Below are 24,865 nucleotides of genomic sequence, written 5' to 3'. Positions count from 1 at the left end.
GAAGAGGACGCGCGTTCAGCGCGTCCGCATTCCGTAGATGATGGCGGCGACGGCGATCACCGTGCCCTGGACGATCAGCTTGCCCGGCTCCTGGATGCCGAACACGGTCATCAGGGCGAACAGCAGCGCGAAGGCGACGACGCCGACGAACGGCCCGGCAACACCGCCGCGCCCGCTGCCGAAGGTGACGCCGCCGAGAATGGTCGCGGCGATCGAGTTCATCATGATCTCCGGCCCGAACTTGACGCTGCCGACGCCGAGCGCCGCCGTGAACATGACGCCGCCCAACGCCGCCAGCAGGCCGGACAGCACATGGGTGGTGACGACGATGCGCGGCAGCGGCAGGCCCGAGAAACGCGCCGCCTGCGGATTGGAGCCGATCGCGGTCAGGTAGCGCCCGAAGATCAGAGTCCGCAGAAGCACCGCGACGATGATCGCCGCGACGACCCAGATGATCACCGGCACCGGCACCACGTCGATCCGGGCATTGGCGATGGCGCGCAGCTCATCCGGCACCCGGCCGGGCGGCCGGCCGCTGCTCATGAACAGCACGATGCCGGTCAGGATGATCGAGACGCCGAGCGTGACGATGACGGCCGAGGCGCGGACCAGCGCGATCAGCGCGCCGTTGACGAGGCCGACCACCAGCCCGACCGCGAGCGGCACCAGCACCAGCATGGCGACCGGCTGCCCGCCGAGGAGACCCGAGGTCAGCAGGTAGTTGGTGATGATGAAGACGCCGCCGATGGAAAGATCGATCGAGCGCGCCCGCATCACCATCAATTGCCCGAGCACGGCGACGCCGAGCGGCGCCGATTGCCGGATGAAGGTCAGCAGCACCTGCGGCTTCATCAGATTGGGGTTGAGCAACGCGATGGCGACCAGCACCGCCGCCAGCACGAAATAGGCGGGCGGGATCTCGATCAGGCGGCGGCCGAGGGCCCGGACCCAGTGGTTGGCGCCGCCGGCGTTCGACGAGGTTTCGAAGGTATGCGCCATGCTCAGAGACCGATCTGCTTGCGCCGCTGCACCGAGACGACGGCGAGGAGCAGCGCGCCCTTGATAACGATCTGCAGGAAGGCGGAGACATTCATCAGGTTCATGCCGTTGCCGATGACGCCGACCAGGACGGAGCCAAGCACCGTGCCGACGAGGCTGCCGACGCCGCCGGAAAGCGAGGTGCCGCCGAGCGCGACCGCCGTGATCGAATCGAGCCCGAACACCGTGCCAACATTGGCGTCGCCCGAGGCGATGCGGCCGGCCAGGTAGAAGCCCGCTCCCATCGCGAACAGCGACGACAGGATGTAGGTCAGGACGATGTTGCGCTGGACCCGGACGCCATTCATCAGCGCGCTGTTCGGATTGCCGCCGATGGCGAAGAGATGCAGCCCGAAACGCGTGCGATAGATCAGGAAGGCGGCGATGACGACGGCGACGGCGATCCAAACCAGCGCCGCCGGCAGGCCGAACAGGCTGCCGTTCACGGCGCCCGAGATCCAGCCGGGCACCGTGCCGCCCGGCACCGGCCGGGTGATCAGGGCCACACCCTGCACGACGCTCATCGACGCCAGCGTCATGATGATCGGATGGACGTTCAGGAAGGCGATGCCGACGCCGTTGACGGTGCCGACGGTAACCGCAGCCGCGATCGCCAGCAGCACCATCGCCCAGCCCGGCAGGTCGAGAACGATGATCGCCGTGGTCAGGCTGATCAGCGAGCCGACCGAGAGGTCGAGGCCGCCGGTGATGATCACCAGCGTCTGGCCGATGGCGGTGATCACCAGGGGCGTGACCTGGGCGGCAACATTAGAAAGATTGCCCGGCGTCAGGAATAGCGGCGCCGACCAGGCGACAACCGCAACGACAATGACGAGGCAGGCGAGCACCAGATACCAGGGGCCGGCGCGTGAATTTCGTGGAGGCGGCAGCAGGGCCGAAAGCGTTGCCATGATGGATCCCTATGCCGCCTGCCGCGAGCCGATGGCCGAATGAAGAATGCCGTGCTCGGTGGCGCCGTCCGCCGCCATCTCGGCGACGACGGCGCCGCCATGCACGACAAGCAGCCGGTCGCACAAGCCGATCAGCTCCGGCGTTTCCCGCGACAGCACCAGCACCGCACCGCCAGCATCCGAAAACGCCCGGAGCAGCTTGTAGACTTCCGCCTTGGCGCCGACATCGACGCCGCGCGTCGGCTCTTCGATGATCAGCACGTCGACGCCCGATGACAGCCAGCGGCCGATCAGCACCTTCTGCTGGTTGCCGCCGGAGAGTGAGCCGACGATGGCCTCGGCGTTGCGCGCGCGGATATTCATCGACTGCATCATCGAGCCAATGACGGCCGTGGTGTTGGGCGCCAGCGCCCAGAACGGACGGCCGGTCTCGACGCCGAGCGCGATGTTGTCGCGGATGGCGAGATCGAGGAACAGGCCCTCGCCCTTGCGGTCTTCCGGCACGAAACCGATGCCGGTTGCCAGCGTCCGGCCGACGCCGGCGTCGACCGGCAGCCCGTGCCTCGCGCCATCGCGGCCGGTCTTCTCGATCCGTCCTGCCTCCGCCGGCTCGATGCCGGCCAGCGCACGGGCGATCCCCCGCTGGCCCTGGCCCTCCAGGCCCGCCAGGCCCAAGATCTCGCCGCGATGCAGCGTCAGGCCGACCGACGGCGAGGCCGCATTGGTGCGCAGGTCGATGGCGGTGAGGACCGGCTCGCCCACGGTTCCGGCGCGCGGCGGGAAGAAGCTCGACAGCTCCCGTCCGACCATCAGCGCCACCAGGTCGTGCTCGTTCAGTTCCTCGGTCGGACGGGTGGCGACATGGCGGCCGTCCTTCATCACCGTGACCGTGTCGCAGAGCGCGAAGATCTCTTCGAGCCGGTGCGAGATGTAGAGGATCGCCTTGCCGCGCGCTTTCAGGTCGCGGATCAGGCGGGTCAGCTTCTCGACATCGGCGGAATTCAGCGCGGCGGTCGGCTCGTCGAAGATGAAGACGCGCGCATCGGCCGAGAGCCCCTTGGCGATCTCGACGATCTGCTGTTCGGCGACGGTCAGATTGCGCACCATGCCGTCGGGGTCGATGGCGGATTCAAGCCGCGCCAGGGCCGCTGCGGCGCCAGACCGGAGCTTCGGATAGTCGATCCCGCCCCAGCGCCGCATCGGCTCGCGGCCGAGGAAGATGCTTTCCGCGACCGTCAGGTTGGGGATCAGGGTGAATTCCTGGAACACGGTCGAGATGCCGTGCCCGAGCGCGCCGAGCGGCGAAGAAAAATGCACCTCGCGGCCTTCGAGCCGGATGGTTCCCGCATCCGGGCGGATGACGCCGGCGAGGATCTTCATCAGGGTCGACTTGCCGGCGCCATTCTCGCCGGTCACGGCGTGGACGGAGCCCGGCTGGACCGTCAGGCTGACGCCGTCGACGGCGCGGGTGCTGCCGAACGAGCGCGAGATATCGAGGAGTTCAATCAGCGGGGCGGCCATGGCGCTTCCTTCGCGAGATCAGGAAGCCGCGGCTTCGGACCGCGGCTTCCCAAAGTCGTGTTACTTCTTCAGGCCGTAATATTCCTGCTTCTTCTCTTCCGAGAGAGCGGTCGGGAACCAATAGGCGTCCGAGAGATCCTCGCGGATGTAGGTGTCGCGCGTCTCGGCAGTGATCGGCTCGGGATTGTAGACGTAGCGCTTGTGCAGCGGCTTGCCCTCGAGCAGGGCGACGGCCGCGCGCACGCCGGCGGCACCCTGTTCCGGACCATATTCCGGAGCGATCGAGGTCAGCTTGTTGTCGCGCCAGAACTTGAAGAAGCCGTTATTGCCTTCACCGGAGATCGGCGGCATCTCGGCGCCGTACTGGTTGAAGACGTCGACGCAGGCACGCGCCATGTCGGCGCCGGACGACCAGATGCCCTGGACGTCGGGATTGCTGAGATAGAAGGCTTCGCAGAGCTTCTTGCCGCCGTCATATTCCCAGGTGCCGTAGTCCTCGGACACGATCTTGATGTCGGTGCCCTTGATGGCGTCGACGAGGCCCTGATAGCGGTTGATGTCCTCCGGATGAGACGGCACGCCGCGCAGCACCCAGATGTTGCCCTTGCCGCCAAGCTGTTTCACCAGGAAGTCGCCCATGACGCGGCCGAAATAATTGCCGCCGCCCTGGATGTCGACCGTGTAGTCCTCGGTGTCGGTAAGGCCGGTGTGGACGATCACGGGAATGCCGGCGGCGACCGCCTTCTTGATGCCGGCATCAGCCGAGGTCGGCGTCAGCGGCGTGATGATGATGGCGTCGACGCCCTGGGCGATCAGGTCCTCGATATCGGCGACCTGCTTGGTTTGGTTCAGATCGGCGTTGCGGAACAGGAAGTCCGTGATGTTCGGATTGTTCTTCGCCTCGAACTCGGCATCATGCGCCATCTGGATGGTCCAGGTGTTGCTCAAGCCGAAATGGCTCATGCCGATCTTCCACGGACCGGGCTTCTTGAACTGGTCCGCCGTCGTCATCCGGTCGTCGCCCTCACGCGGAATGACGCCCTTCATCAGATTGACCTCTTCAGCAAAAACCGAGGTGGCCCCCATCATGGCAAAGGCGACAAGCGCGCTTCGGCCGAGTTTCGCCAGTTTCGTCTGCATGGTTTCTCCTCCCCTGTAGTGTCGATGATCCCGCGATCCTCCTCGCGGGACGTCTCCTCCGGGCCCTTATCGATCAGGAGCCCGAGCTGACAAGGACCGACGGGCCCGCTCTACGCGGCGACACGACGATCCAATCACGAAATTCCAGAATGTCCGGCTGGCCAGGCTCGCCCCGTCGCGCTCCGCGTCTGCGCACGGGCGCGACAAGCGGTATCCAGCCATTGCGAGCGCTGTCATCAGCGACTAGACAGCCATCGCCACGATCCTGAAATCTTGACCGAACTTCACCCCCGCCCCCCCGGCGTTCAGCATCAGTTTCGTTTTTAAGCCTTATTGATCGCTAAGCGAAAGAAAATCGAATGTCAAACGTTCGATTGACGAGACAGCTTCCTGGCCGCGACAAGTTGCCGAAAAGCGTCTAGATGCGAGGCTTCGCCTCCCTTCGGCGCCGGCCCGCGGTCGCTCGTCCTGGGCCTTGTGGCTGCCGTCGAGGCCAAGTCGGAACACCCGATCGCCGGCGCGATCGTCGACGCCGCCGTGGCCGAAGGCATCGCGCTGCCGGCCGTGTCGGACTTCGAGTCGGTGACGGGCTTCGGCGTCAGGGCCACGGCCGACGGCAAGCGTGTCGACGTCGGGGCGGACCGCTACATGGTTGAGCTCGGCCATGACGTGGCGCCGGCCTACGGCATCCTGCTGTCGCCGGTCTTCGCGGCGGGCGCCATGGCGCTGTCGAGCGTCTTCGTGCTCGGCAATGCGCTGCGGTTGCGCGCGTTCAAGGTGGCGAACTGACAGACCGCGGCAGCCGGCGCAATCCGGACCGGCTGCCGCGTCATTCCAGGGAGAACATGGATGAACATTGGACAGGCATCCAAAGCATCGGGCGTGTCCGCCCCTAGGCGCCTGCGACCAGCCGCTTGAGCTTTTCCAGCATGGTGTCGCGCGCTTCGCCATAGGCGAGCGTGCCGACGAACTGGCCATCCTTGTCCATCAGATAGACCGATGCCGTGTGGTCGATGGTGTAATTCCCGCCTTCGACCGGAACGCGCTTGTAGTAGACCCGGTAGGCCTTGGTGACCGCGTTGATCTCCGCTTCGTTGCCGGAAAGGCCCTGGATATGGCTATCGAACGCGGAGGTGTAGCTCGCCAACTCCTTCGGACCGTCACGTCCCCAGTCCACCGAGACGAACGCGAAGTTCATCTTCTCGGCCTTCGGTCCCAGTTCCTTGATCAGACCCGACAACTCATAAAGCGTTGTCGGGCACACCTCCGGACAGAAGGTGAACCCGAAGAATATTGCCGTGGGCTTGCCGAGAAAGTCGGCTTCCGTGACCTGCTTCCCATCGCCCCGGGTGAGCTCGAAAGGGCCGCCAATGCTGGCGACCCCGGTTCCGCTCTGTCCTGCTCCGCTCAGCCCCGTCGCCGCCTGTCGAGAGTTCACAAGCGCGGTGAAGCCCACCAGCGTCAGGACGATGGCGAACACACCGCCGGCTATCAGGCCGATGTGTCGAGGGCGCATCAGTGCTTCCCCCCATGCGCCGAACCGTGCCGGCCTTCCTCGTCCATCCGTACCACGCCCTCGAACAGCGAGAACTTGGCCACTGTCTTGGCATCAAGCTTGGCCTCGGCAACAGCCAGCTCGGCCGTCAGCGCCTCCGCATCCTCGGTCGGCACGCCGGCCGTTGTCAGGTTCTCCGCCGACTTCAGCTCGTCGCCACTGCACAGGACGATGCCCCACGCGTCGCCGCGACGGCGAAGAAGAGCCCGTCCGCCCCGCTCAGCCTGCACCCAACCGGCCAACGCATAGTCTCCGGCTACCACTACCGGGGCCACGCCGAGCGGGGACGCCTCGCTGTCCCAGATCGACTTCAGGACATGCTGGATGGCGGCTTCGTCACCGCCCGCATCGGCCTGCCCGTGATCCTGATCACCGTGCTCTGCGCCATGGTCACCATGCTCCATCGCCGGCGCGCCGAGCGCGCCGGCCGCCAGTTCCACCGCAACGGAACCGGCATGCTCGAAGCGGAGCGTGACCGGAACCTTGGCGCCCTCGCCGATCGGCGCCTTGAGATCGGTCAGCATCAGATGAAAGCCGCCCGGCTCGAGCTTGACGGTTTCGCCCGGCGGAAGCGTGAGGCCGTTCGCGAGCTCGCGCATCTTCATGACGCCATCGGTTACTTCCATGGTGTGGATCTCGACACGGCCGGAAGCGGGCGACGACCCACCTACCAGTCGATCGGCGGTCTGCCCCTTGTTGGTGAGGGTGAGATATCCGCCTCCGACACGCGCGGCCGGTGGCGTGGCGCGGGTCCAGGGATGGCCGATTTCGATATCGCCGACCTTGTCGTCGTGGGCAAAGGCGGAAGGAGCGGCCAGCAGGACGGCGGCCGCGAGAAGGCGCGAAAAAGCTCGCATGATCATTCTCCATATGCGCAAGAACAGCCGGCGCGCGGGATGCGCGCCGAGCCGTGACATCAGGCGTCAGATGGAGAGCGAAGGCGGCCCGCGGGCTTCGGGGACCCGTCGGGTCAGGGAAGGCGGGCCTCTTGCGGCGCCGGCCGGCCGCCATTTTGGCGGCCGCGCCTCGACCTTGAAGACGAACGCGACCGAGGATGGCAGAAGCGAAGGCCCGATGGCGCTGGCCACCTGGCACAGGGTCGAACAGCACTCCCGCGCCAGCGACTTGATGGGATCTTCATCGCTCGTGCTGCCGAGCGGAGAACAGATGATGAATCGGGGGCCGGCTTGGGAGGCGGCCATAGCCGTCTGTGCGTAGGCCGAAATCAACCCTTGCGAGAGCAGGAGATAGACGACGCCGACCGCCACAAGGGCAGTCCTCAGCTCTTGCCAAATGAGCTTGCGCATCGCGTCCATCCTCCGCTGATCGCATGCGGCCGGCTTTTTGTCACCGCGACAATTGCCCTCCGGGAACCGCGACGCAGAGCCAGACGCTCAAAGGCCCATTTCAGGTTGCGAGTATGATGTTTTTTACTAGACATCATACTCCTGCTCGCCCTAGCCTCGACCCAACACACGGCTATCGCATGGGGGCAATCGATGCGTGGAGTTCTGGTTGGGGTGCTGCTTGGGATTGCAGCCGCGTGCGTGCCGATCTCGGGCGTCGTCGCACAGACCCTGAATTTCTCGTGGCCGTCGAATGTCGGGCCACTCCATCCGCATGGCTATGCGCCGAACCAAATGTTCGCCCAGGGCATGGTTTACGAATCACTGGTGAAGTATCAGGCGGACGGCACCGTTGCGCCCTGGCTCGCAACATCCTGGGCCGCGTCCGAGGACGGGCGGACCTATACCTTCAAGCTGCGCGACGGCGTTACCTTCTCGAACGGTGAGCCATTCAATGCCGCCGCCGTGGTCGCCAACCTTGAGAGGGTGATCGCCAACCGCAAGAGTCATGACTGGCTGGAACTCATCCACCAGCTCCAGACCGTCACGGCGCTGGACGATCTGACCGTCGAGCTGCAGCTGAAGGATGCCTACTATCCGCTGCTACAGGAACTGGCACTGGTGCGCCCCGTCCGCTTCCTGGCGCCCTCGCAGTTTCCGGCCCCAGGTACCACCGAGCCGGGCATCAGCGCCCCTATCGGGACAGGCCCGTGGAAGCATGTCGAGACCAGGCTCGGCGAGTACGATGTCTTCGAGCGCAACGACACCTACTGGGGCGACAAGCCGGCCTACCAGAAGGTCGTCGTCAAGGTCATCGCCGACAGCAACACGCGAGCGGTGGCGCTGGAGACCGGCGACATCGATCTCATCTATGGCGACGAGGGGCCGATCACGCCGGACACCTTTGCGCGTCTCAAGGCGCAGGGCTACCAAGCCGAGATCTCGCCGCCGCTGGGAACGCAGGTCCTTGCCCTCAATACCAACAAGGCTCCGACTAACGAGCTTGCCGTGCGGCAGGCGATCAACCACGCCGTCGACAAGGACACGCTCATTGCTGCGATCTACCACGGCACGCAGACCCGCGCCGACACGCTGTTCGCACCGACCGCGCCCTATTCGAATGTCGGGTTGAAGCCCTATGGCTATGATCCTGCCCTGGCCGCCAACGCGCTCGACAAGGCAGGCTGGACGCGCGCGCCCGGCGCCGCTTTCCGCAGCAAGGACGGGCAACCGCTTCAGGTGGAGCTCGCCTATGTCGGAACCGACGCAGTCATGAAGTCGATGGCCGAGGTGCTGCAGGCGGATCTCGCCAAGGTCGGCATCGAAGTCCGCTTGCTCGGCGAGGAGGCCAATTCCTTCTACGCCCGCCAGACGGACGGCAATTTCGGCATGATCTTCGGCAACACATGGGGCGCGCCCTATGATCCGCACGCCTTCGTCAGTTCGATGCGGGTGCCGTCGCATGCCGACTATCAGGCGCAGCTCGGTCTTGCCGACAAGGCCGAGATCGACGCCAGGATCGGCCAGGCGCTGACGAGCACCGACGAGGCGCAGCGTCAGGAGCTCTACCGCTCCGTCCTCACCACCCTGCATGACGAGGCCGTCTATCTGCCGCTTACCTTCTCGACGGCCATCCTCGTCGCGCGCGACAATGTCGGCAATTTGACCTTCGGCGCCACCCAGTTCGACTATCCCTTCGCCGCCCTGAAGCCGAAGGACTGAGCCGAGCCATGGCCGGGTTCATCCTCCGAAGGCTGCTTCTGCTGATCCCGATCCTGCTCGGCGTCTCCATCCTGATGTTCGTCATCATCCGGATGGCGCCGGGCGATCCGGCCGTGGCCTATCTGAAGCTGTCGAACATTCCGCCGACGCCCGGCGCCGTCGCCGAGGCGCGACAGACCCTCGGCCTCGACCAGCCGATCCTCGCCCAATATGTCAGCTGGATCAGCAGCGCCGTGCGGGGTGATTTCGGCGTCTCCTACGTGACCCGGCGCCCGGTGCTCGACGACATCCTCTATTACCTGCCGGCGACGTTGCAGCTCGCCGGCCTGGCGCTCCTGTTCACGCTCGTCGTCTCGGTACCGCTCGGCATCTGGTCGGCCCGCTACAAGGATCGCTGGCCGGACCATCTCGTGCGCGGCTTCGCCTTCCTTGGCGTCTCGACCCCGAACTTCTGGCTCGGCTTCCTGCTGGTGCTCTTGTTCTCACTCACGCTGAAATGGCTGCCGCCCATGGGCAAGGGCGGCTGGCAGCACATGATCCTGCCGGTGCTCGCCGTGTCCTTCATGTCGCTGGCGATCAATGCGCGGCTGCTGCGGGCCAGCATGCTGGAAACCGCCAGCGCCCGGCACGTCCTCTATGCCCGCCTGCGCGGTCTCTCCGACCGGCAGGTGGAGCGGTCGCACATCCTGCGCAACGCCCTCCTGCCGATCGTCACGGCGACCGGCATGCATGTCGGCGAGCTCCTGGGCGGCACGCTGGTGATCGAGAGCGTGTTCGGCTGGCCCGGCATCGGCCGCTACGCCGTCTCGGCCATCTACAGCCGCGACTTCCCCGTCATCCAGTGCTTCACCCTGTTCCTGGTCACCATCTTCGTGATCTGCAACCTCGTCGTCGACATCGTCTATGCCTGGCTCGATCCGCGCATCCGCCTGAACGCGGAGGCCGCGATATGAGCGTCGCCAGCCTCGACGAACACGCGCCGCGCCGCACGGTCTGGCGCCTGCCGATCCGCGACACCTGGGCGGTGCGGATCGCGCTCGTCATCGTCGTCCTGCTGGCGATCGCGGCCATCGCCGCGCCGCTCGTCGCGCCCTACGATCCCAACGCCGTCGACCTGACCCAGCGCCTGCAGGGCCCGAGCCTGGCGCACTGGCTCGGCACGGACCATCTCGGCCGGGACGAACTCTCCCGCCTGATCTACGGGACGCGCGTATCGCTCGGCTCGGTCGCACTCTGCATCGTGCTGATCATGACGCTCGCCATCGTCGTCGGCGGCGCGTCGGGCTATCTGGGCGGCCGCGTCGACCAGGCGGTGATGCGCTTCTGCGACATCTTCCTCGCCTTCCCGACCATCGTGCTTGCCCTGTTCCTGATCGGCATCCTCGGCACCGGCATGGTCAACGTGGTGATCGCCATCGCGCTGTCCCACTTCGCCTGGTATGCGCGCATGGTGCGCGGCCTCGTGCTTTCGTTCCGGCAGCGCGATTTCGTGCTGGCCTCGCGCGCCGCCGGCGCGAGCCGGATCCGGATCTTCTTCGAGCATCTGTTCCCGGCGATCATGGCGCAGATGATCGTGCTGGCCACGCTCGACATCGGCCACATGATGCTGCACGTGGCCGGGCTCTCCTTCCTCGGCCTCGGCGTTCAGCCGCCGACCGCCGAATGGGGCGTGATGATCAACGACGCGCGCCAGTTCGTCTGGTCGAAGCCGATGCTGATCCTCTGGCCGGGTCTCGCGCTGCTCCTCAGCGTCATGGCGTTCAACATCCTGGGCGACTCGGTGCGCGACCGGCTCGATCCGAGCCTGCACGGAGACCACCCGCATTGACCGCGACCCTGACGATCGAGAACCTGCGCATCGCCGCCAGGCACGGCAATCATGACCACGTGCTCGTCGACGGCGTCAGCCTGACGATCCGGCGCGGCCGCATCCTCGCCCTGGTCGGCGCCAGCGGATGCGGCAAGTCGATGACCTGCAGCGGCGCGCAGGGCGTCCTGCCGCCGGGTGTGCGGGTCACGCATGGCGAGGTGCTCCACGACGGCAAGCCGATCGCCCCGCAAAAGCTGCGCGGGCACGTCGTCGCGACGATCCTGCAGAACCCGCGCTCGGCCTTCAATCCGGTCCAGACCATGGCGGACCACGCCAGGGAGACCCTGCGCGCGGTCGACAAGCTCGACGCGGGCTGGCGAAGCCGGACCCTCGACGCCTTCGACACCGTCGGGCTCGAGGATAGCGAGACGGTGCTGCGCCTGCACGCCTTCGAGATGAGCGGCGGCATGCTGCAGCGGGCGATGATCGCGCTCGCGCTTCTGTCCGATGCGCCGTTTCTCTTCGCGGACGAGCCGACGACCGATCTCGACCTGATCGTACAGGCCCGTATCCTCGACCTGCTCGACGATCTGGCGCGGCGCCGCAATCTCGGCGTGCTGATGATCACGCATGACATGGGTGTCGTCGCCCGCCTCGCCGACGAGGTGGCGGTGATGGAGAACGGACGCATCATCGAGATGGCGTCGACCCGGGATATCTTCGACAACCCGCAGCGTATCGCGACGCGCGAACTGGTCGAGGCCCACATGGCGCTCTATCCGGAGGTGGCATGACCCCGATCCTTTCCGCGCGTTCCGTGTCGAAGTCCTATTCGACGGTCTCGCTGGTCGGGCAATCGAAGCCCAAGACCGTGCTCCGTGACATCGACCTCGACATCGCGGCCGGCGAGAGCATTGCCCTGCTCGGCCGCAGCGGCTCCGGCAAGAGCACGCTCGGCCGGCTGCTGCTCGGATTCGAGCGACCGGACAGCGGCAAGATCGCGTTCGCGGGGACAGAAATCGGGGGCCTGTCCGGCGAGGCCTACCGGGACTACCGGCGCTCGGTCCAGATCGTTTTCCAGGATTCGCTCGGCGCCGTGAACCCACGCCACACGATCGGCCGGATCCTCGCCGAGCCGCTACGGCACCTGACGACGCTGAACGCAGACGAACGCGACCGGAAGGTCCGCGCGCTGCTGATGCAGGTCGGCCTCGCCCCCGACGACATGCGCAAGCTGCCGACCCAGATGAGCGGCGGCCAGCTGCAGCGCGTCTGCATCGCCCGGGCCATCGCCCCCGGCCCGAAGCTGCTGGTGCTGGACGAGGCGGTCTCCAATCTCGACCTCGTCCTGCAGATGCAGATGATCGAGCTGTTGAAGCAGCTCAAGGCCAGCCTCGACATGGCGGTGCTCTTCATCACCCACGACCTGCGCCTCGTCCGGCTCTTCTGCGGCCGCGTCATCGTGCTCGCAGATGGCGCCATAAGGGAAGATGCGCCGGTTGATCGTGACCTGAAGCTGTGCTCCGAGGAGGGCCGATTGCTCCAGGGCGCCATCCTGCCGGCTCGGCCCGTACACCGCCAGATCGAGGTCGCCTAGGCAGGATCTGGGCCGGCAGGGATTCTCCCCTCAGGAGGTATACTCCGGCACCATCCGGTTTCGCCAAGCGGTCAGAGGCAGGGCTCGCCCTCCTCCGTGCCTGCTGTGCCGGCTCGTCGGCTCGGCATGAGCCGGGATGATCCGTGACGGGACCGTCGCCGCGGACGATTTCGATTGGCCGGGACGGCCAGCCTCCGAGCGCTCGGCAACTGAAGTCCTGCCACTCGAGGTCGGACTCAGGGGCTGGGCAACCCGTCAGTCATCGCAGAATGTTCGATGCGACACCTTGCGTTAGGTAAGGCTACCAAGGAAACTGCCTCGACTAGAGGACCATGCGATTTATTCTGTCGTCAATCGATACTCGGGGGCATGAGAGAAAGCTTTGACCCATGTAAAACGCCAGTTCTGCACAAGGTCGGCCGGAACAAATTCCACCCGATTGAACGCATGGATGGCCGCCGCGTCCCCCCATGACCTCTCCGCCTCGTCCGACATCCCGATCGGGCGGCTGGACCCATGACATCGAAGTTCGCCATGCGGCGCCCCATACATCTATCCCGGCGCGGCCTGCTGGGCGCCGCCGTGACGGCCATCGCCGCGCCGCGTGCCTTCGCGCAGCCGCTCAGCGATCTCACCCGCCTCTATCGCGACAACCCGCTGCGGATCGCGATGCCCCGCTTCGCGTCGCCTCCCTTCTTCGAGGCCTCGGGGCCGGACAATGCAGGCATCGACGTCGCGCTCAGCCAGGCGATCGCGCGAACCCTGGAGACGGACGTCACCTTCGACCGGCAGCCGGCGACATTCGACGAGGCCGTTGATCTGATCGCCGCCGGCGCCGCCGATCTGGCGATCTGCAAGCTGAGCCGCACGGTGCGCCGCGGGCGACTGATCCGCTACTCGCGGCCCTATGCGGTGTTTAATCACGGCCTCATCGCCAACCGCGTCCGGCTGGCGCAGATGACCGGCAACCGGCCGACCGAGCAGGTCGTCCGTGAGTTCAGCGGCATTCTGGGTGTCATCGGCCATTCGGCCTTCGCCGAGTTTGCCGGCACGAGCTTCCCCAAGGCCAGCATCCGCGAGTTTGCCGACTGGACATCGATGATCGACGCGGTCCGTGCCGAAGAGATCGACATGGCCTATCGGGACGATTTCGAGATCAAGAAGCTGCTCGTCGACGACCCCTCCCTGACCGTCGTCGCGCGTTCGATCACCCTGAACGACAAGACGGATACGCTGGCGATCGGCATTCGGCCGGACGCCACGCACCTGGCTGCTTTCGTCGACCTGTACCTCGACATTTCGCAGGGCGGTGCCGTCCTAAAGACCGATGAGATCGTCGCGCGATATCGCGCCAGCAAGGGTGTCTGAAGCGTGCCAACGGACGAGACCTTCCCCGCGCGGGCGCCACGCTTCAACCTCTTCACCCTGCTCAAGCGCATCCTGCGTTCGCCGGTCACCACACTGGTGCTGATCGGGGCGGGAATCCTCTGCGGCATCCACGCGCCGGCGATCGCCCATGCCGTGGCGCCGGTCGCCAAGGTCTATCTCAACCTGCTGACGATGGTCGTTCTGCCCCTGCTGGTCTCGTCGGTGATCTTCTCGATCACGTCGATGGTGCAGGATCCGCGATCGGTGCGCTACCTGCCGCGCATCGCGCTGGCGGTCGTGATCGTTTCGATCCTGGGTGTCGCGCTGAGCGGCACCTTGTCGTTGCTGCTGCAACCCGGCCAGATCGACGATCCGCAGACGCGCATCGGGCTCGGCACCTTCATCAACTCGCAGGGCGCCGTGTCGACCGACCTGCAGCTGTCCCTGGCAGCGCCGGAGGCCATCAGCCAGGACGCCGGCCCGCTTGGCATCCTCCTCCATCTCGTGCCGAGCAATGTCTTCGGCGCGCTCGCCAAGGGCGAAACGATCCAGGTGCTGCTGTTCTGCCTGCTCTTCGGGCTGGCCGTCGGCCAGGTTCCGCAGAAATCCGCGACCAGCCTGGCCCAGGGCCTCGATGCGATCTACCGCGCCTGCATCATCCTGACCAACTGGTTCGTCTGGGGCCTGCCGATCGCGACCTTCATCCTCATCGCCGAGCAGACCGCGCAGGTCGGGCCGGAGCCACTGACGCTGATGGGCGGCTTCCTGGTTGTGATGGGCCTTTCGACCCTGTCGGTCATGGTCGCATCGGTGGTGATCGTCGCGATCCGCTCCCGCCGCGGCTACTGGGCCACCATCAAGGCGTTCCAGCCGCTGCTGATGGTGGTAATCACCACGCGTTCGACCATCGCCTCGATCCCGTGGATCATCAATCTCCTGGTGGAGAGGATGAAGTTCAACCAGGTCATCGTCGAACTGCTGGCCCCCCTGCAGGCAGCGCTGCTTCGGACCGGGGCGATCTTCCTCTATGTCGGCGGCGTGATCTTCATCGCGCAGCTCTACGGGCGCACGCTCTCGGTCGGCGATCTCGCGCTGGTCGGGGTGTCCTCGGCGCTGCTGGCGCTCACCACGACCGGCATGGCCGGACTGGTGATCCTGTCGCAGATGTCGATCCTGTGCGGCTACCTGCAGCTGCCGTTCGAAGCGGCCTTCGTGCTGTTCATCGCGGTCGACGCGGTTTCGGACACACTCATGACCCTTGCCAGCGTTTCGACGGTGACGGCGGTCACGGCGGCCATCGCGCCGCATTCGCGGGAGATCGCCGAGGCCGAACCGCGACCCGCCGGCATTTCTCCGACACAGCAGGCGACGGCATGACGGCAATCCGGTTCGGTCCTCGGCTAGGCGTCATCGGCTGACTGGGGCCGCTGACCTCCGCAAAATTTGCACCGCCGGCACACCGGCCGACGCCAGCGCGCATGGACACGGGTGTGATGTCGGCCAGTCCTCCGCACGACGACCACGGCACGCCTTGTTGATCCGATGATGCCTGGCGCGGGTCAGCCCACTAGCCCGCCGGGATAGCGAAGGAACAGGTCGGGGTCGTACATGGGGATCAGCAAGTCTGCCTCCGCGGCGATGCGCTTGTAGCTGCGCAGGCATTCGCGCAGATCCTGGCAATAGCCGATCGGCTTCATCGCCTCGATGTTGGCGAACTTGAAGAACGCGTCCGAGAAGATGGCGGTGCCGCGCGCCGTCTCGATGGCAATGGCGATCGAACCGGGATGGTGCACACCGACATGGAAGGTGCGGATGCCGGGCAGCGGCGTCGCTTCGTCATCGAGCAGGGTCAGCCGCTCAAAGCCTTCGGTGACCAGATTGGCGAGTTCGGCATCGGGAATGGCGATGTTGCGCGGCGCGCGCGGCAAGCTGTCGTCGAGACCCATCTGATGGGCCCAGCCGCGCCTGGAGATGAAGATGCGGGCGTTGCGGAACATCGAGATGTTGCCGGTATTGTAGGGGCCGATCGGCGTCAGGAACACGGCCTCGACGCTGTCCGGGGCGATGCCGCGCGCCGCCAGGATCACGGGAAGGCGCATGTCTTCCGTACGGATGAAATCGAGCCGCGGATCCTCGTCGCGCCAGGCCTTGGCGATGGCGCTGACGTCCTCGGGAAAGCCGGTATTGATCAAAATCGTGCGCTCGCCCTGGCGCAGGATGCAGAGCGTGTAGCAGAACGGCTCGTAGCGGCCATTGCCTTCGAGCCGAAAGATCGAAGGGGTGGGCACCTCGTCCATGCGGCCGACCGTGACGACCTCGATCTGGTAGTGCGGCGTGGTCATGATTGGCTGCCCCGGGGCTCGGCCGACAGGCTGCCGGCGAGATCGCCGCCATCGACGAGAATGGCGCTGCCGGTGATGTAGCTGGCGGCATCGCTGCACAGGAACAGCGTGGCGCCGACGAGATCCTCGCCGCGGCCCAGCCGGTTGATCGGCAGATGCGGATTGTCGCGCGCCGCCTCGACGAGGCGCTGGATGCCCGGCTGGTCGGCGACGATCCGGGTGTCGATCGTGCCGGGTTCCACGCTGTTGACGCGGATGCCATGGCGCGAAAATTCCAGCGCCAGCCCCTTGGTCAGGCTGCCGACGGCGGCCTTGCTTGCGCAATAATGTACCTTGTTTTCGCCCGAGACATGCACGCTGATCGAGGCGACATTGACGATGGCACCCGCGGCCTGGCGCTGCACCTGATGGCGGCCGAAGGCTTGGGCGAACAGGAAATAGCCGCGCACATTGGTGTCGAAGGTGCGGTCCCAGTCTTCCTCGGTGAGATCGAGGATCGGGGCGAACGGCGCCACGCCGGCATTGTTGACGAGGATGTCGACGCCGCCGAAGCGCTCGCAGACAGCGGCGACAAAGTCGCGGACTTCAGCGGAATTGCAGGAATCCACCCGGCCGAAATGGCCATCGGGGAACTCCGACTCCAGTTCGCGCAGACCGTCCGCGTCGATATCGGTGCCGGCGACCGTCGCGCCCGCGGCCGCGAAGCCGCGCAGGATGGCGCGGCCGATCCCGGTCGACGAGGCAACGCCGGTCACCAGCACGACGCGGCCCGTAAAGTCGAAGCGGACCCTGCCCAGGCTCTGTGCGTCGGGGGTCATGCTTCGGCGAACGCCAGGCGGCGATCGAGATTGGCCTCGACCATGTCCCAGTTGACCTCGATGCCGAAGCCCGGCGCCGTTCCGGGCGACAGGCGACCGTCCTTGAGCACCATGTCGGAGGTGAACAGCGGCTCGTCGCCGACGAGGTCCCCGGTCAGGTCGTACCACTCGATGGCCGGGCTGGCCTGGCAGGCGAGGATGAAGTGCGCCGCCCAGGGCGTATAGCCGTAATGCGGGATGATCTTGACCCCGGCGGCGATGGCGAGGCCCGCGATCTTCTGCATCTCGGTGATGCCGCCCGCCCAGGTCACGTCGGCCTGCCACACATCGATCAGCCGGTCGCGCATGAACGGCTCGGCACCACGCACCAGCGTCTCGTGCTCGCCACAGGCGATCAGCGTGTCCGAGGTCCATTTCGAACGGAGCTGCCGGTAGCCCTCGATGTCGCCGGCGAGCAGCGGCTCCTCGATCCAGCGCAGCCGATAGGGCTCCAGCGCCCGCGCCAGCTCGAGTGTGTAGGGCACGTCGAGGCCCATCCAGCAATCGAGCATGATGTCCCGGTCCGGCCCGAGCTTTTCACGTAGCGCCGCGACGTCGGCGACATTGCTCCTCAACCCGTCGCGGCCGCTGGCCGGGCCGTATTTCAGCGGAATCTTCAGGCCGGTGAAACCGCCGCGGATCACCTTGTCGGCGTCATAACCGGTCATGTAACAGGGCAGGCTTTCCTGCACCGGGCCACCCAGAAGGTTGCAGACGGAGCTCTGGGCGAGCTTGCCCTTGATGTCCCACAGCGCCACGTCGAGGGCGCTGATGGCGTGCATCAGGAAGCCGTCTCGACCCTGATGATAGGTGGAGCGCACCAGAATGTCGTTGAGACGCTCGACTCGCGTCGGATCCTGGCCGATCAGCAGCCGGGCCAGGTGCAGCTTGATGGTGACGGCGCAGACCAGGCTGCCCATCGAGGTGTAGCCGATGCCTTCGACACCGGCATCGGTCTCGATCCGGACCAGCATGGCGCCGAAATTGTCGCGCCAGAGCGGGCGGCTCGGCCGATACTCCGGATAGATCGACATCGGGCAAGCCACGGGAAAATCGTTGCTGGCGTCGCCGGCGATGGCAAGCGGGTAGACGTGGACGGCGGTGATCTTGACGGGCGTGCTCATGCTTTTCCCCTGGCAGGTTCGGGCGCGGCCCCCGCCGCGCCCGGTGCTACGGATCGAAAGGCGATCGACTATTGCGGATAGTGCGTGTCGATATTGGCCTTGCTGATCACCTCATGGGCGACGCTCACGATGCTCGGTACCGGCTTGCCGGCCAGGATATCGAGCGCCAGCGGGATGACGTCGTCGCCATACTTGTTGCCGAAGAAGGAGACAGTGCCGACCAGCGGCGTGTCGCCGGCGCGGACCGCGTCGAGCGCCGCCTTCTCGGCGTTCTTGCCGATGACGATGCCGTCAACGGCGGAATCGCCGCGGCCGGCCTGCTTCATCGCCTGGGCGATGCCATAGGCGCGGTCATCATTGATCGAGGTGGCGATGATGTACTTGGCATCCGGATGGGCGGTCAGCCAATCGGTGGTCGCGGCGATGGCGCCGGCGACCGGGCCCAGCTCACCCGTGCGCATGTCGACGTCATGGTAGTTCGACGCAGGCAGCTGCGGCACAGCCGCCTTGATGGCGTCGACGAAGCCGGTGTTGCGGCAGTTCGGCGCGCCACCGACGGCGGGGTCGACACCAGCCACAACCTGCAGCTGGTCAAGCGGCCAGTTCTTGTCCTTGGCCCATTGCAGCGCGAACTGGGCGGCCAGCGCGCCGGTCTTGCAGTTGTCGGCGCCGTAGAAGACCGAGCCCGGATGCGCCACGTCCATAGCGATGACCGGAATCTTGGCCTCATTGTACTTGGTCATGATCGCCGGGGCGATTTCCGAGAACACGTTGAACGAGACGACGAGATCGGCGCTGCGCTGCACGCAGATATCGGCGTTCTCGATCGGTTTGGTGGTGCTCGGATACTGGTTGTTGAGCAGCAGCAGCTCGACACCGGCGGCCTCGGCGGCCCGACGCATGCTCGGGTTCACCAGCACCACGTCCCAGTCGAACTCTTCGCTTTCCGCCGTGAAGCAGATCAGCTTGCGGTCGGCCGCCTTGGCGGCATTGGCAGCGCTCCAGCTGGCCGGGTCAGCGGTGACGCTGGAATCGACCCGGTATGCGCCGGCGGCGGCATCATAGGTGACCCAGTGGCGCGCCTGGCTCGGATTGCCGGGATCCTGCGTCAGCGTTGGGTTCGCCGCTGCGTCCTGGGCGATCGCCGCGCCGATGGGCGCGACGCCGAGAAGGGAAACGGCCAGCACGGCCGTCAGTCCTGCTGCTTTGTACATGTCATCCTCTCTGGTTGATGTGTCGATTGTTGTTTTTTGGCGCCGGCACCATCGACGGGGTGCCGGCGTTTCTTGTCCGGGATTTCCGGTTTCTTCAGAGCCTTCGCTTGAGGCGGTCGAGCGTCACCGCGCCGACCAGCACCAGGCCCTCGGCCACCATCTGGAAGACCGAGCTGATCCCCATCAGCGTCATGCCGTTCTTGAGCACGCCGACCAGCAGCACGGCGACGAGCGTCCCCTCGATCAACCCCACGCCACCGGCGAGGCTGACGCCGCCGAGAATGACGGCGGAAATGACGCTGAGCTCGCTGCCGGCGCCATAGGGAATGCCGGCGCCCTGGATCGCCGCCAGCACGACGCCGGCCAGCGCCGCGCCGATGCCACTCAGCATGTAGAGCTGGATGGTGATGACATTGACGTTGATGCCGGCCCGGCGGCATGCCGAGGCCTTGCCGCCGACGGCGTAGACATATTTGCCGAACAGCGTGAAACGCAGCACGAACCACAACACCAGCATCGCCAGCAGCATCCACAGCAGCGGCGCCGGAATGGCCAGCGGCCCGAGGTGGAAATAGCTCTGCCCAATCGCCAGGAACGTCGGATCGACGATGACCTTGGAGGCCGAGGCCGAAAAGCCGAGCGTCAGGCCCCGCACGACGAACTGCATGGCGATCGTCATGATCAGCGGATTGATGCCGAGCTTGGCAATGAACATGCCGTTGACCCAGCCGACCAGCGCCCCGACAGCGACTGCAGCGAGGATGGCGCCGCCGACGCCGAGACCGGTCTGGGTGAGCACCATGGCGGCGACCACGCCGGCGGCGTTCATCACCGCGCCGATCGACAGGTCGAGCCCGCCGGCGATCATCAGCAAGGTCGTGAAGGCCGAGGCAATGCCGATGATCGAGATGGCACGGCCGATATTCATGCCGTTGCGTACGTCGAAGAAATAGGGCGAGGCGGCGCTGAACACCGCGACGACGATCATCAGCGCGACCAGCAGGAAGACGACGACGCCTTCCTGACTGCGCGCGAAGCTGAACAGGTTGAAGCCGCCGGCATTGCGGTCAGGCTGGGTGACGGATTGGGTCATTGCAGATCCTGACTTACTGGCGGCCGCGGATGATGAGCGAGACGATCTCGTCGGGAGTCGTCTCCTTGGTGCGCTTGATGGCGATCAGCTCGCCGCGCTTGAAGATCGCGATGCGGTCAGTGATCTCGAAGACGTCGCGCATCTCGTGGCTGATGACCAAGATCGACTTGCCCTGGCTGCGGAAGCGCAGGATCAGGTCGAGCAGGGCCCGGGTTTCGCGCACGCCGAGCGCGGCGCTCGGCTCGTCGAGGATGATCAGCTTCGCCCCGGCCTTGGCGACGCGCGCCAGCGCCGTTGCCTGGCGCTGGCCGCCCGACAGATTGACCACCAGCTCATGCGTCGACGGAATGCCGATGCCGAGATCGTCAAGCAGGACGCGTGACTCGATATGCATCTTGCTGCGCCGCAACAGACGCAGCACCGGATTTCGGGTCAGCTCATGCCCCAGGAAGATATTGTCCATCACCGACAGGTTCTCGCACAGGGCAAGATCCTGGTAGATGGTCTCGATCTGGGCCTGCTTGGCGTCGCGTGGATGGGCAAACCGCACCGGCTTGCCTTCGATCAGCAATTCACCCGAGGTCGGCTGATGGTCGCCGGCCAGCATCTTGATGAAGGTCGACTTGCCGGCGCCATTGTCCCCGACGATGCCGATCACCTCCCCCGGATAGATCGACAAATTGACATCGCGCACGGCGTGCAGGCCGCCATAGCGCTTGCCGATGTGGCGGGCCTCCAGAAACGGCGTGCCCTGCGTGGTTTCAGCGTGTTGCAATTGCTCCCCTCCCCCCCAGCTTCCGTCTCTAGCGCAGCGTCTTGAGGACGGATTCGGCGACATCGAGCGTGCGCTCGACATCGGCCATGGTATGGGCCGCGCTGATGTGATTGCGCTTGAGCGCCATGGGCAGCATGAAGATGCCCTGGTCGACCATGGCCGAGCGGAACGCCACGTCCTTGGCGTTGTCGTTGCGCAGCAGGTCCTCGTAGCGGTCGATCGGACCGTCCATGAAATAGGGTGTGAACACCGAGCCGTAGCCGCCGACGGTCATCTGGATGCCGAGCCGATCGGCGATGGCCTGCATGCCGTTGCGGGCATGGTCGCCGAGTGCGAACAGGTGCTTGTGCACCGACCCGTCTTCCATGGCGGCGATGGTTGCCAGCGCCGCGGCCGAGCCGACCGGGTGACCGTTATAGGTGCCGCCGACGAAGACCTTGCCGCCCGGCGCGGTGGAGAACTGCATCATCAGGTCGCGACGACCGGCGATCACGGCGCACGGGTAGCCATTGGCGATCGCCTTGGCCATGGTGGTGATGTCGGGCGTGACGCCGAGCTTGGCCTGGTAGCCGCCCAGGCCATGGCGGAAGCCGGTGATGACTTCGTCGAAAACCAGGATGATGCCATGCGCGTCGCAGAGCTGGCGCAGTCCCTCGACGAAGGCCTGGGTCGGCAGCACGCAGCCGATATTGTGCGGGATGGCCTCGAGGAAGATCGCGGCAATCTCGCCGGGATTGGCCGCAATCGCCTGCTCGACGGAATCGAGGTCGTTGAAGCGGCAGATCAGCGTGTTCTCGACAGCATCGGCCAGTTGGCCGGCGCAGCCCGGGTCCTTCTGGCCGATCTTGTCGGCGGGGGTGATGATGTTCATCAGCAGGTAGTCGTGCCAGCCGTGGAACGTGCCCTGGAACTTGATCAGTTTGGTGCGGCCCGTGACGCCGCGCGCCAGGCGGACCGCCATATAGGTGGCTTCCGAACCGGTCGAGAAGGTCAGCGCCATCTCGGCCGAGGGCACATGCTCGACCACTTTCTCGGCCAGCCGGATCTCGCGCTCGGTGACACCGACGCCGACCATGTCGAGGCCCTCGATCGCCTCGGCGACGGCAGCGGTGACGCCCGGATGCTTGTGGCCAAGGACGATCGGCCCGAAGGCTGCGTGGTAGTCGAGGAACGTATTGCCGTCGACGTCGCGCATATAGGCGCCTTCGGCCCATTCCCACGCCATCGGGCGGGCCAGGCGCCGGGTGGCGGAATTGACCCCGCCCGGGATCACCCGGGTAGCGCGCTCATAGGTCTCGGCAGATTTCTGGAAGTTCATGGAAGTATACTGTTCCCGTAGTTTCAGTTCAGGCCGAGCAGCGTCAGGCTGTCCCGGTGGATGATCTGCTCGATCCGGTCGAGCGGAACCCGCGGCAGGCTGGTTCCCTCGAGGATGGCGTTGATGTTGCGCAGGCCGGCAATGGTCTCGGCGGGCGTGGCGATGGGGAAATCCGACCCGAACAGGACCTTGTCGAGGATGTTCCACTCGGTCGCCTTGATCATCGCCTCGTAGAAAGTATAGGGGCGGTAGAACAGGCCGGAGATGTCGGTGAAGACATTGGGGTGCTTGCGCGCCACCACGACGCTGTCGACCGTCCAGGGATGGCCCATATGCGCCATGATGATCTTGAGATCCGGGTAGCGCATGGCGATCTCGTCGACGACGAGCGGATGGGCCGAGACCATCGGCGCCATGCGCACCGCCGAGGTGCCGATATGGAACAGCACCGGCAGGCCGTGCTTCTCGGCATACTGGTAAATCGCCAGCGCCCGGCTCTCGAGCGGATCGAAGATCTGGTAATTGGCGCCAAGCTTGACGCCGCGCAGGCCGAGGTCGACGCGGCTGCGCTCCATCTCGTCCATGGCCTTGCGGTCATGCGGATGCACGGCCATGAAGCCGATCAGCCGGTCGGGAAAGGCCCGCACGAAGGCGGCCGTTGAATTATTGACGCCGTCAGCCACATCGCCGACATCGCCAACGCCATTGGTGCCGCCGACGCGCTCGCCGGGTTCCCAGGCGATGCCGAAGACGATGGATTTATCCACCGGCTCCAGGGCCGCCATGTAGTCATTCCAGCTGTAGTTTGCCGGCACGGCCCTATCGGGCCGCCAGGTCGTATTCATCACCAGCTTGTCGGCGGGAACCCGCTCGCGGAACTGTGGCGTATGGGTATGGACGTCGATGATCATGGGGCTGGCTTCCTAGCGAGATATCCAAGCGCGGTCGAAATGCGGTTGGCGTGGGCGAGAACGATTGCGATGAGATCGCGGATGGCCGCGTCGTCGAGGCGGTAGGTCGGCCCCGAATTGCTGATGGCGGCGATGACCTTGCCGGTGTGGTCCCGGATTGGCGCGGCGACGCAGGAAAGGCCTTCCTCGATCTCCTCGCGATCCACCGCATAGCCCTGCGCCACGATCTCGCGCAGATGGGCGCGCAGCGCCTCGGGCTCGGTGATGGTGCGTTCGGTGTGCTTTTCGAAGCCGATCCGGGCGATCAGCGCCTCGCGCACAGCCTCGTCCTGGAAGGCGAGCAGCGTCTTGCCAACGCCACTGCAATGCAGCGGATCGCGGAAGCCGACAAACGACGACATGCGCACCGAGCGCTTGCTGTCGATCTTGTCGATGCAGAGCGCCGACTGCTCGTTCAGAACCGAGAGGTGGACCGTCTCGCCGGTCGCATCCGTCAATTGCTCGATGAAGGGCCGGGCGACCCGCTGGACATCGAGATTGCCCAGTGCGCGCATCCCGACCAGCAGCGCCAGCGTGCCGAAGCTGAAGGTCTGGCGATCATTGTCACGTTCCAGGAAGCCGCGCCCGACCAAGGTCGCCAGAACCCGAAACACGGTGCTCTTGGGCAAGCCGGTGGCTGCCGTGATGTCGTCGGCGGTCAACGCTGCCTCGCGCTCCGCCAGGCACTGGATCACATCGATCGCCCGATCGACGGCCCGGATCGAATACCGATCGCTGTCTGCTGTTGAATTCATCTGATAAACTCACGTTTCATTTAATAATCTTAGCGTTGCTGGGAGGACTGTCAAGCTGACGTCGAGGCGTTGCGTCGACGACAAGTTGCTAGCGAGCCGGATACGTTGGGAGTTCAACTGAACGCGGGCGGCGCAACTCCCCGAGCGCGTCAACCGGGCGGCGACCTTGGTCGGCCGACCTCCCGACGAGCCCGTCCGCGCCGGGACGATGCCGGCGTTCGTCTCGGTCCGGCCCTAGGGGAAATGGCTGAGGATCAGGGGGAGCCTCAAAGGTTGCGCGCACTCGGCAGGGTGCGAAGTCCGGAACCTCGCCGATACACATGCAAAACGAGAACCATGAACTCCGACAAACCGATCCTGACCCAGGTCCAGATCATCCAGTCGCTCGCTGAAGCCCTGTCGTAGTTCGAGACCGAAGGAACAGCGACC

23 protein-coding genes and 1 pseudogene are annotated in these 24,865 nt (G+C 65.6%); 8 read left to right on the top strand and 16 right to left on the bottom strand.

Annotated features, from left to right (window positions below; all coding sequences use genetic code 11):
- Window positions 1-15: 15 nt before the first annotated feature.
- From G342_RS0110815 to G342_RS0110800, 4 genes are read right to left on the bottom strand one after another with little or no spacing between them, the layout of a single operon-like run.
- Entirely contained in the window at window positions 16-999 is a 984-nt protein-coding gene (locus G342_RS0110815) for an ABC transporter permease (protein ID WP_018183157.1), read from the bottom strand.
- Between the two features lie 2 nt (window positions 1,000-1,001).
- Window positions 1,002-1,949 (bottom strand): ABC transporter permease, encoded by a 948-nt coding sequence (locus G342_RS0110810; protein ID WP_018183156.1) that lies wholly within the window; start codon window positions 1,947-1,949, stop codon window positions 1,002-1,004.
- A 9-nt stretch (window positions 1,950-1,958) separates the two neighbouring features.
- Window positions 1,959-3,470 (bottom strand): sugar ABC transporter ATP-binding protein, encoded by a 1,512-nt coding sequence (locus G342_RS0110805; protein ID WP_018183155.1) that lies wholly within the window; start codon window positions 3,468-3,470, stop codon window positions 1,959-1,961.
- Window positions 3,471-3,530: 60 nt separating this feature from the next.
- A complete protein-coding gene (locus G342_RS0110800) occupies window positions 3,531-4,610 on the bottom strand; it encodes an ABC transporter substrate-binding protein (protein WP_018183154.1) in 1,080 nt (359 codons plus the stop codon).
- A 456-nt stretch (window positions 4,611-5,066) separates the two neighbouring features.
- On the opposite strand from G342_RS0110800, the pseudogene G342_RS26650 reads away from it, so the two are divergent.
- Window positions 5,067-5,399 (top strand): annotated as a pseudogene (locus tag G342_RS26650) (heavy metal translocating P-type ATPase); the annotation flags it as partial.
- Between the two features lie 103 nt (window positions 5,400-5,502).
- On the opposite strand, the gene G342_RS0110790 reads toward G342_RS26650, so the two are convergent.
- Genes G342_RS0110790 through G342_RS0110780 form a run of 3 tightly spaced genes read right to left on the bottom strand, consistent with a single transcriptional unit; the run spans window position 5,503 to window position 7,472 of the window.
- A complete protein-coding gene (locus tag G342_RS0110790) occupies window positions 5,503-6,126 on the bottom strand; it encodes an SCO family protein (RefSeq protein WP_018183152.1) in 624 nt (207 codons plus the stop codon).
- A complete protein-coding gene (locus G342_RS25670; protein WP_156830891.1) occupies window positions 6,126-7,082 on the bottom strand; it encodes a copper uptake system-associated protein in 957 nt (318 codons plus the stop codon). The genes G342_RS0110790 and G342_RS25670 overlap by 1 nt, the downstream gene beginning before the upstream one ends.
- Before the next feature lie 6 nt (window positions 7,083-7,088).
- Window positions 7,089-7,472, bottom strand: coding sequence for a hypothetical protein (locus G342_RS0110780; RefSeq protein ID WP_018183150.1), 384 nt, complete (start codon window positions 7,470-7,472; stop codon window positions 7,089-7,091).
- A 192-nt stretch (window positions 7,473-7,664) separates the two neighbouring features.
- Here G342_RS0110780 and nikA point away from each other — a divergent pair, with 192 nt between their 5' ends.
- The 7 genes from nikA to G342_RS0110745 all read left to right on the top strand — a co-directional run bounded on the left by nikA (window position 7,665) and on the right by G342_RS0110745 (window position 15,385).
- Complete coding sequence (gene nikA, locus G342_RS0110775) at window positions 7,665-9,233, top strand: nickel ABC transporter substrate-binding protein (RefSeq protein ID WP_040878696.1); 1,569 nt, start codon at window positions 7,665-7,667, stop codon at window positions 9,231-9,233.
- Window positions 9,234-9,241: 8 nt separating this feature from the next.
- Window positions 9,242-10,186: a nickel ABC transporter permease subunit NikB gene (nikB, locus tag G342_RS0110770; RefSeq protein WP_018183148.1), complete on the top strand. Its 945-nt coding sequence runs from the start codon at window positions 9,242-9,244 to the stop codon at window positions 10,184-10,186.
- The gene (nikC, locus tag G342_RS0110765; protein ID WP_018183147.1) at window positions 10,183-11,061 is read left to right on the top strand and encodes a nickel ABC transporter permease subunit NikC; all 879 of its coding nucleotides are present in this window, start codon (window positions 10,183-10,185) and stop codon (window positions 11,059-11,061) included. Before nikB ends, nikC begins: the two co-directional genes overlap by 4 nt.
- The gene (locus G342_RS0110760) at window positions 11,058-11,837 is read left to right on the top strand and encodes a nickel import ATP-binding protein NikD (protein ID WP_018183146.1); all 780 of its coding nucleotides are present in this window, start codon (window positions 11,058-11,060) and stop codon (window positions 11,835-11,837) included. Before nikC ends, G342_RS0110760 begins: the two co-directional genes overlap by 4 nt.
- Window positions 11,834-12,640 carry a nickel import ATP-binding protein NikE gene (gene nikE, locus G342_RS0110755; protein ID WP_018183145.1) on the top strand — a complete coding sequence of 269 codons (807 nt, stop codon included), beginning with the start codon at window positions 11,834-11,836 and terminating at the stop codon, window positions 12,638-12,640. The genes G342_RS0110760 and nikE overlap by 4 nt, the downstream gene beginning before the upstream one ends.
- 534 nt (window positions 12,641-13,174) lie before the next feature.
- Window positions 13,175-14,008 (top strand): substrate-binding periplasmic protein, encoded by an 834-nt coding sequence (locus tag G342_RS0110750; RefSeq protein ID WP_156830890.1) that lies wholly within the window; start codon window positions 13,175-13,177, stop codon window positions 14,006-14,008.
- 3 nt (window positions 14,009-14,011) lie between these two features.
- Entirely contained in the window at window positions 14,012-15,385 is a 1,374-nt protein-coding gene (locus G342_RS0110745; RefSeq protein ID WP_018183143.1) for a dicarboxylate/amino acid:cation symporter, read from the top strand.
- 182 nt (window positions 15,386-15,567) lie between these two features.
- Here the strand turns inward: G342_RS0110745 and G342_RS0110740 are convergent, their stop codons facing one another.
- From G342_RS0110740 to G342_RS0110700, 9 genes are all read right to left on the bottom strand, one after another.
- A complete protein-coding gene (locus G342_RS0110740; RefSeq protein ID WP_018183142.1) occupies window positions 15,568-16,350 on the bottom strand; it encodes an MBL fold metallo-hydrolase in 783 nt (260 codons plus the stop codon).
- Window positions 16,347-17,168, bottom strand: coding sequence for an SDR family NAD(P)-dependent oxidoreductase (locus G342_RS0110735; RefSeq protein ID WP_018183141.1), 822 nt, complete (start codon window positions 17,166-17,168; stop codon window positions 16,347-16,349). Before G342_RS0110735 ends, G342_RS0110740 begins: the two co-directional genes overlap by 4 nt.
- On the bottom strand, window positions 17,165-18,331 hold the full coding sequence (locus tag G342_RS23865) for an enolase C-terminal domain-like protein (protein ID WP_018183140.1): 1,167 nt from the start codon (window positions 18,329-18,331) through the stop codon (window positions 17,165-17,167). The genes G342_RS0110735 and G342_RS23865 overlap by 4 nt, the downstream gene beginning before the upstream one ends.
- 68 nt (window positions 18,332-18,399) lie before the next feature.
- Window positions 18,400-19,545, bottom strand: a complete 1,146-nt coding sequence (locus G342_RS0110725) for a sugar ABC transporter substrate-binding protein (protein ID WP_018183139.1) — start codon at window positions 19,543-19,545, stop codon at window positions 18,400-18,402.
- 94 nt (window positions 19,546-19,639) lie between these two features.
- Window positions 19,640-20,638 (bottom strand): ABC transporter permease, encoded by a 999-nt coding sequence (locus G342_RS23860; protein ID WP_018183138.1) that lies wholly within the window; start codon window positions 20,636-20,638, stop codon window positions 19,640-19,642.
- Window positions 20,639-20,651: 13 nt separating this feature from the next.
- Window positions 20,652-21,413, bottom strand: coding sequence for an ATP-binding cassette domain-containing protein (locus tag G342_RS0110715; RefSeq protein WP_018183137.1), 762 nt, complete (start codon window positions 21,411-21,413; stop codon window positions 20,652-20,654).
- Between the two features lie 28 nt (window positions 21,414-21,441).
- Window positions 21,442-22,731 (bottom strand): aspartate aminotransferase family protein, encoded by a 1,290-nt coding sequence (locus G342_RS0110710; protein ID WP_018183136.1) that lies wholly within the window; start codon window positions 22,729-22,731, stop codon window positions 21,442-21,444.
- A gap of 23 nt (window positions 22,732-22,754) precedes the next feature.
- Window positions 22,755-23,642, bottom strand: coding sequence for an amidohydrolase family protein (locus G342_RS0110705; protein WP_018183135.1), 888 nt, complete (start codon window positions 23,640-23,642; stop codon window positions 22,755-22,757).
- Entirely contained in the window at window positions 23,639-24,436 is a 798-nt protein-coding gene (locus tag G342_RS0110700) for an IclR family transcriptional regulator (protein WP_018183134.1), read from the bottom strand. The genes G342_RS0110705 and G342_RS0110700 overlap by 4 nt, the downstream gene beginning before the upstream one ends.
- Window positions 24,437-24,865 lie beyond the last annotated feature (429 nt).

The organism is Kaistia granuli DSM 23481, from assembly GCF_000380505.1.
Classification (GTDB): domain Bacteria; phylum Pseudomonadota; class Alphaproteobacteria; order Rhizobiales; family Kaistiaceae; genus Kaistia; species Kaistia granuli.
Note: the sequence above shows the minus strand (reverse complement) of the source record. Positions and strands in the feature narration are given on the sequence as shown.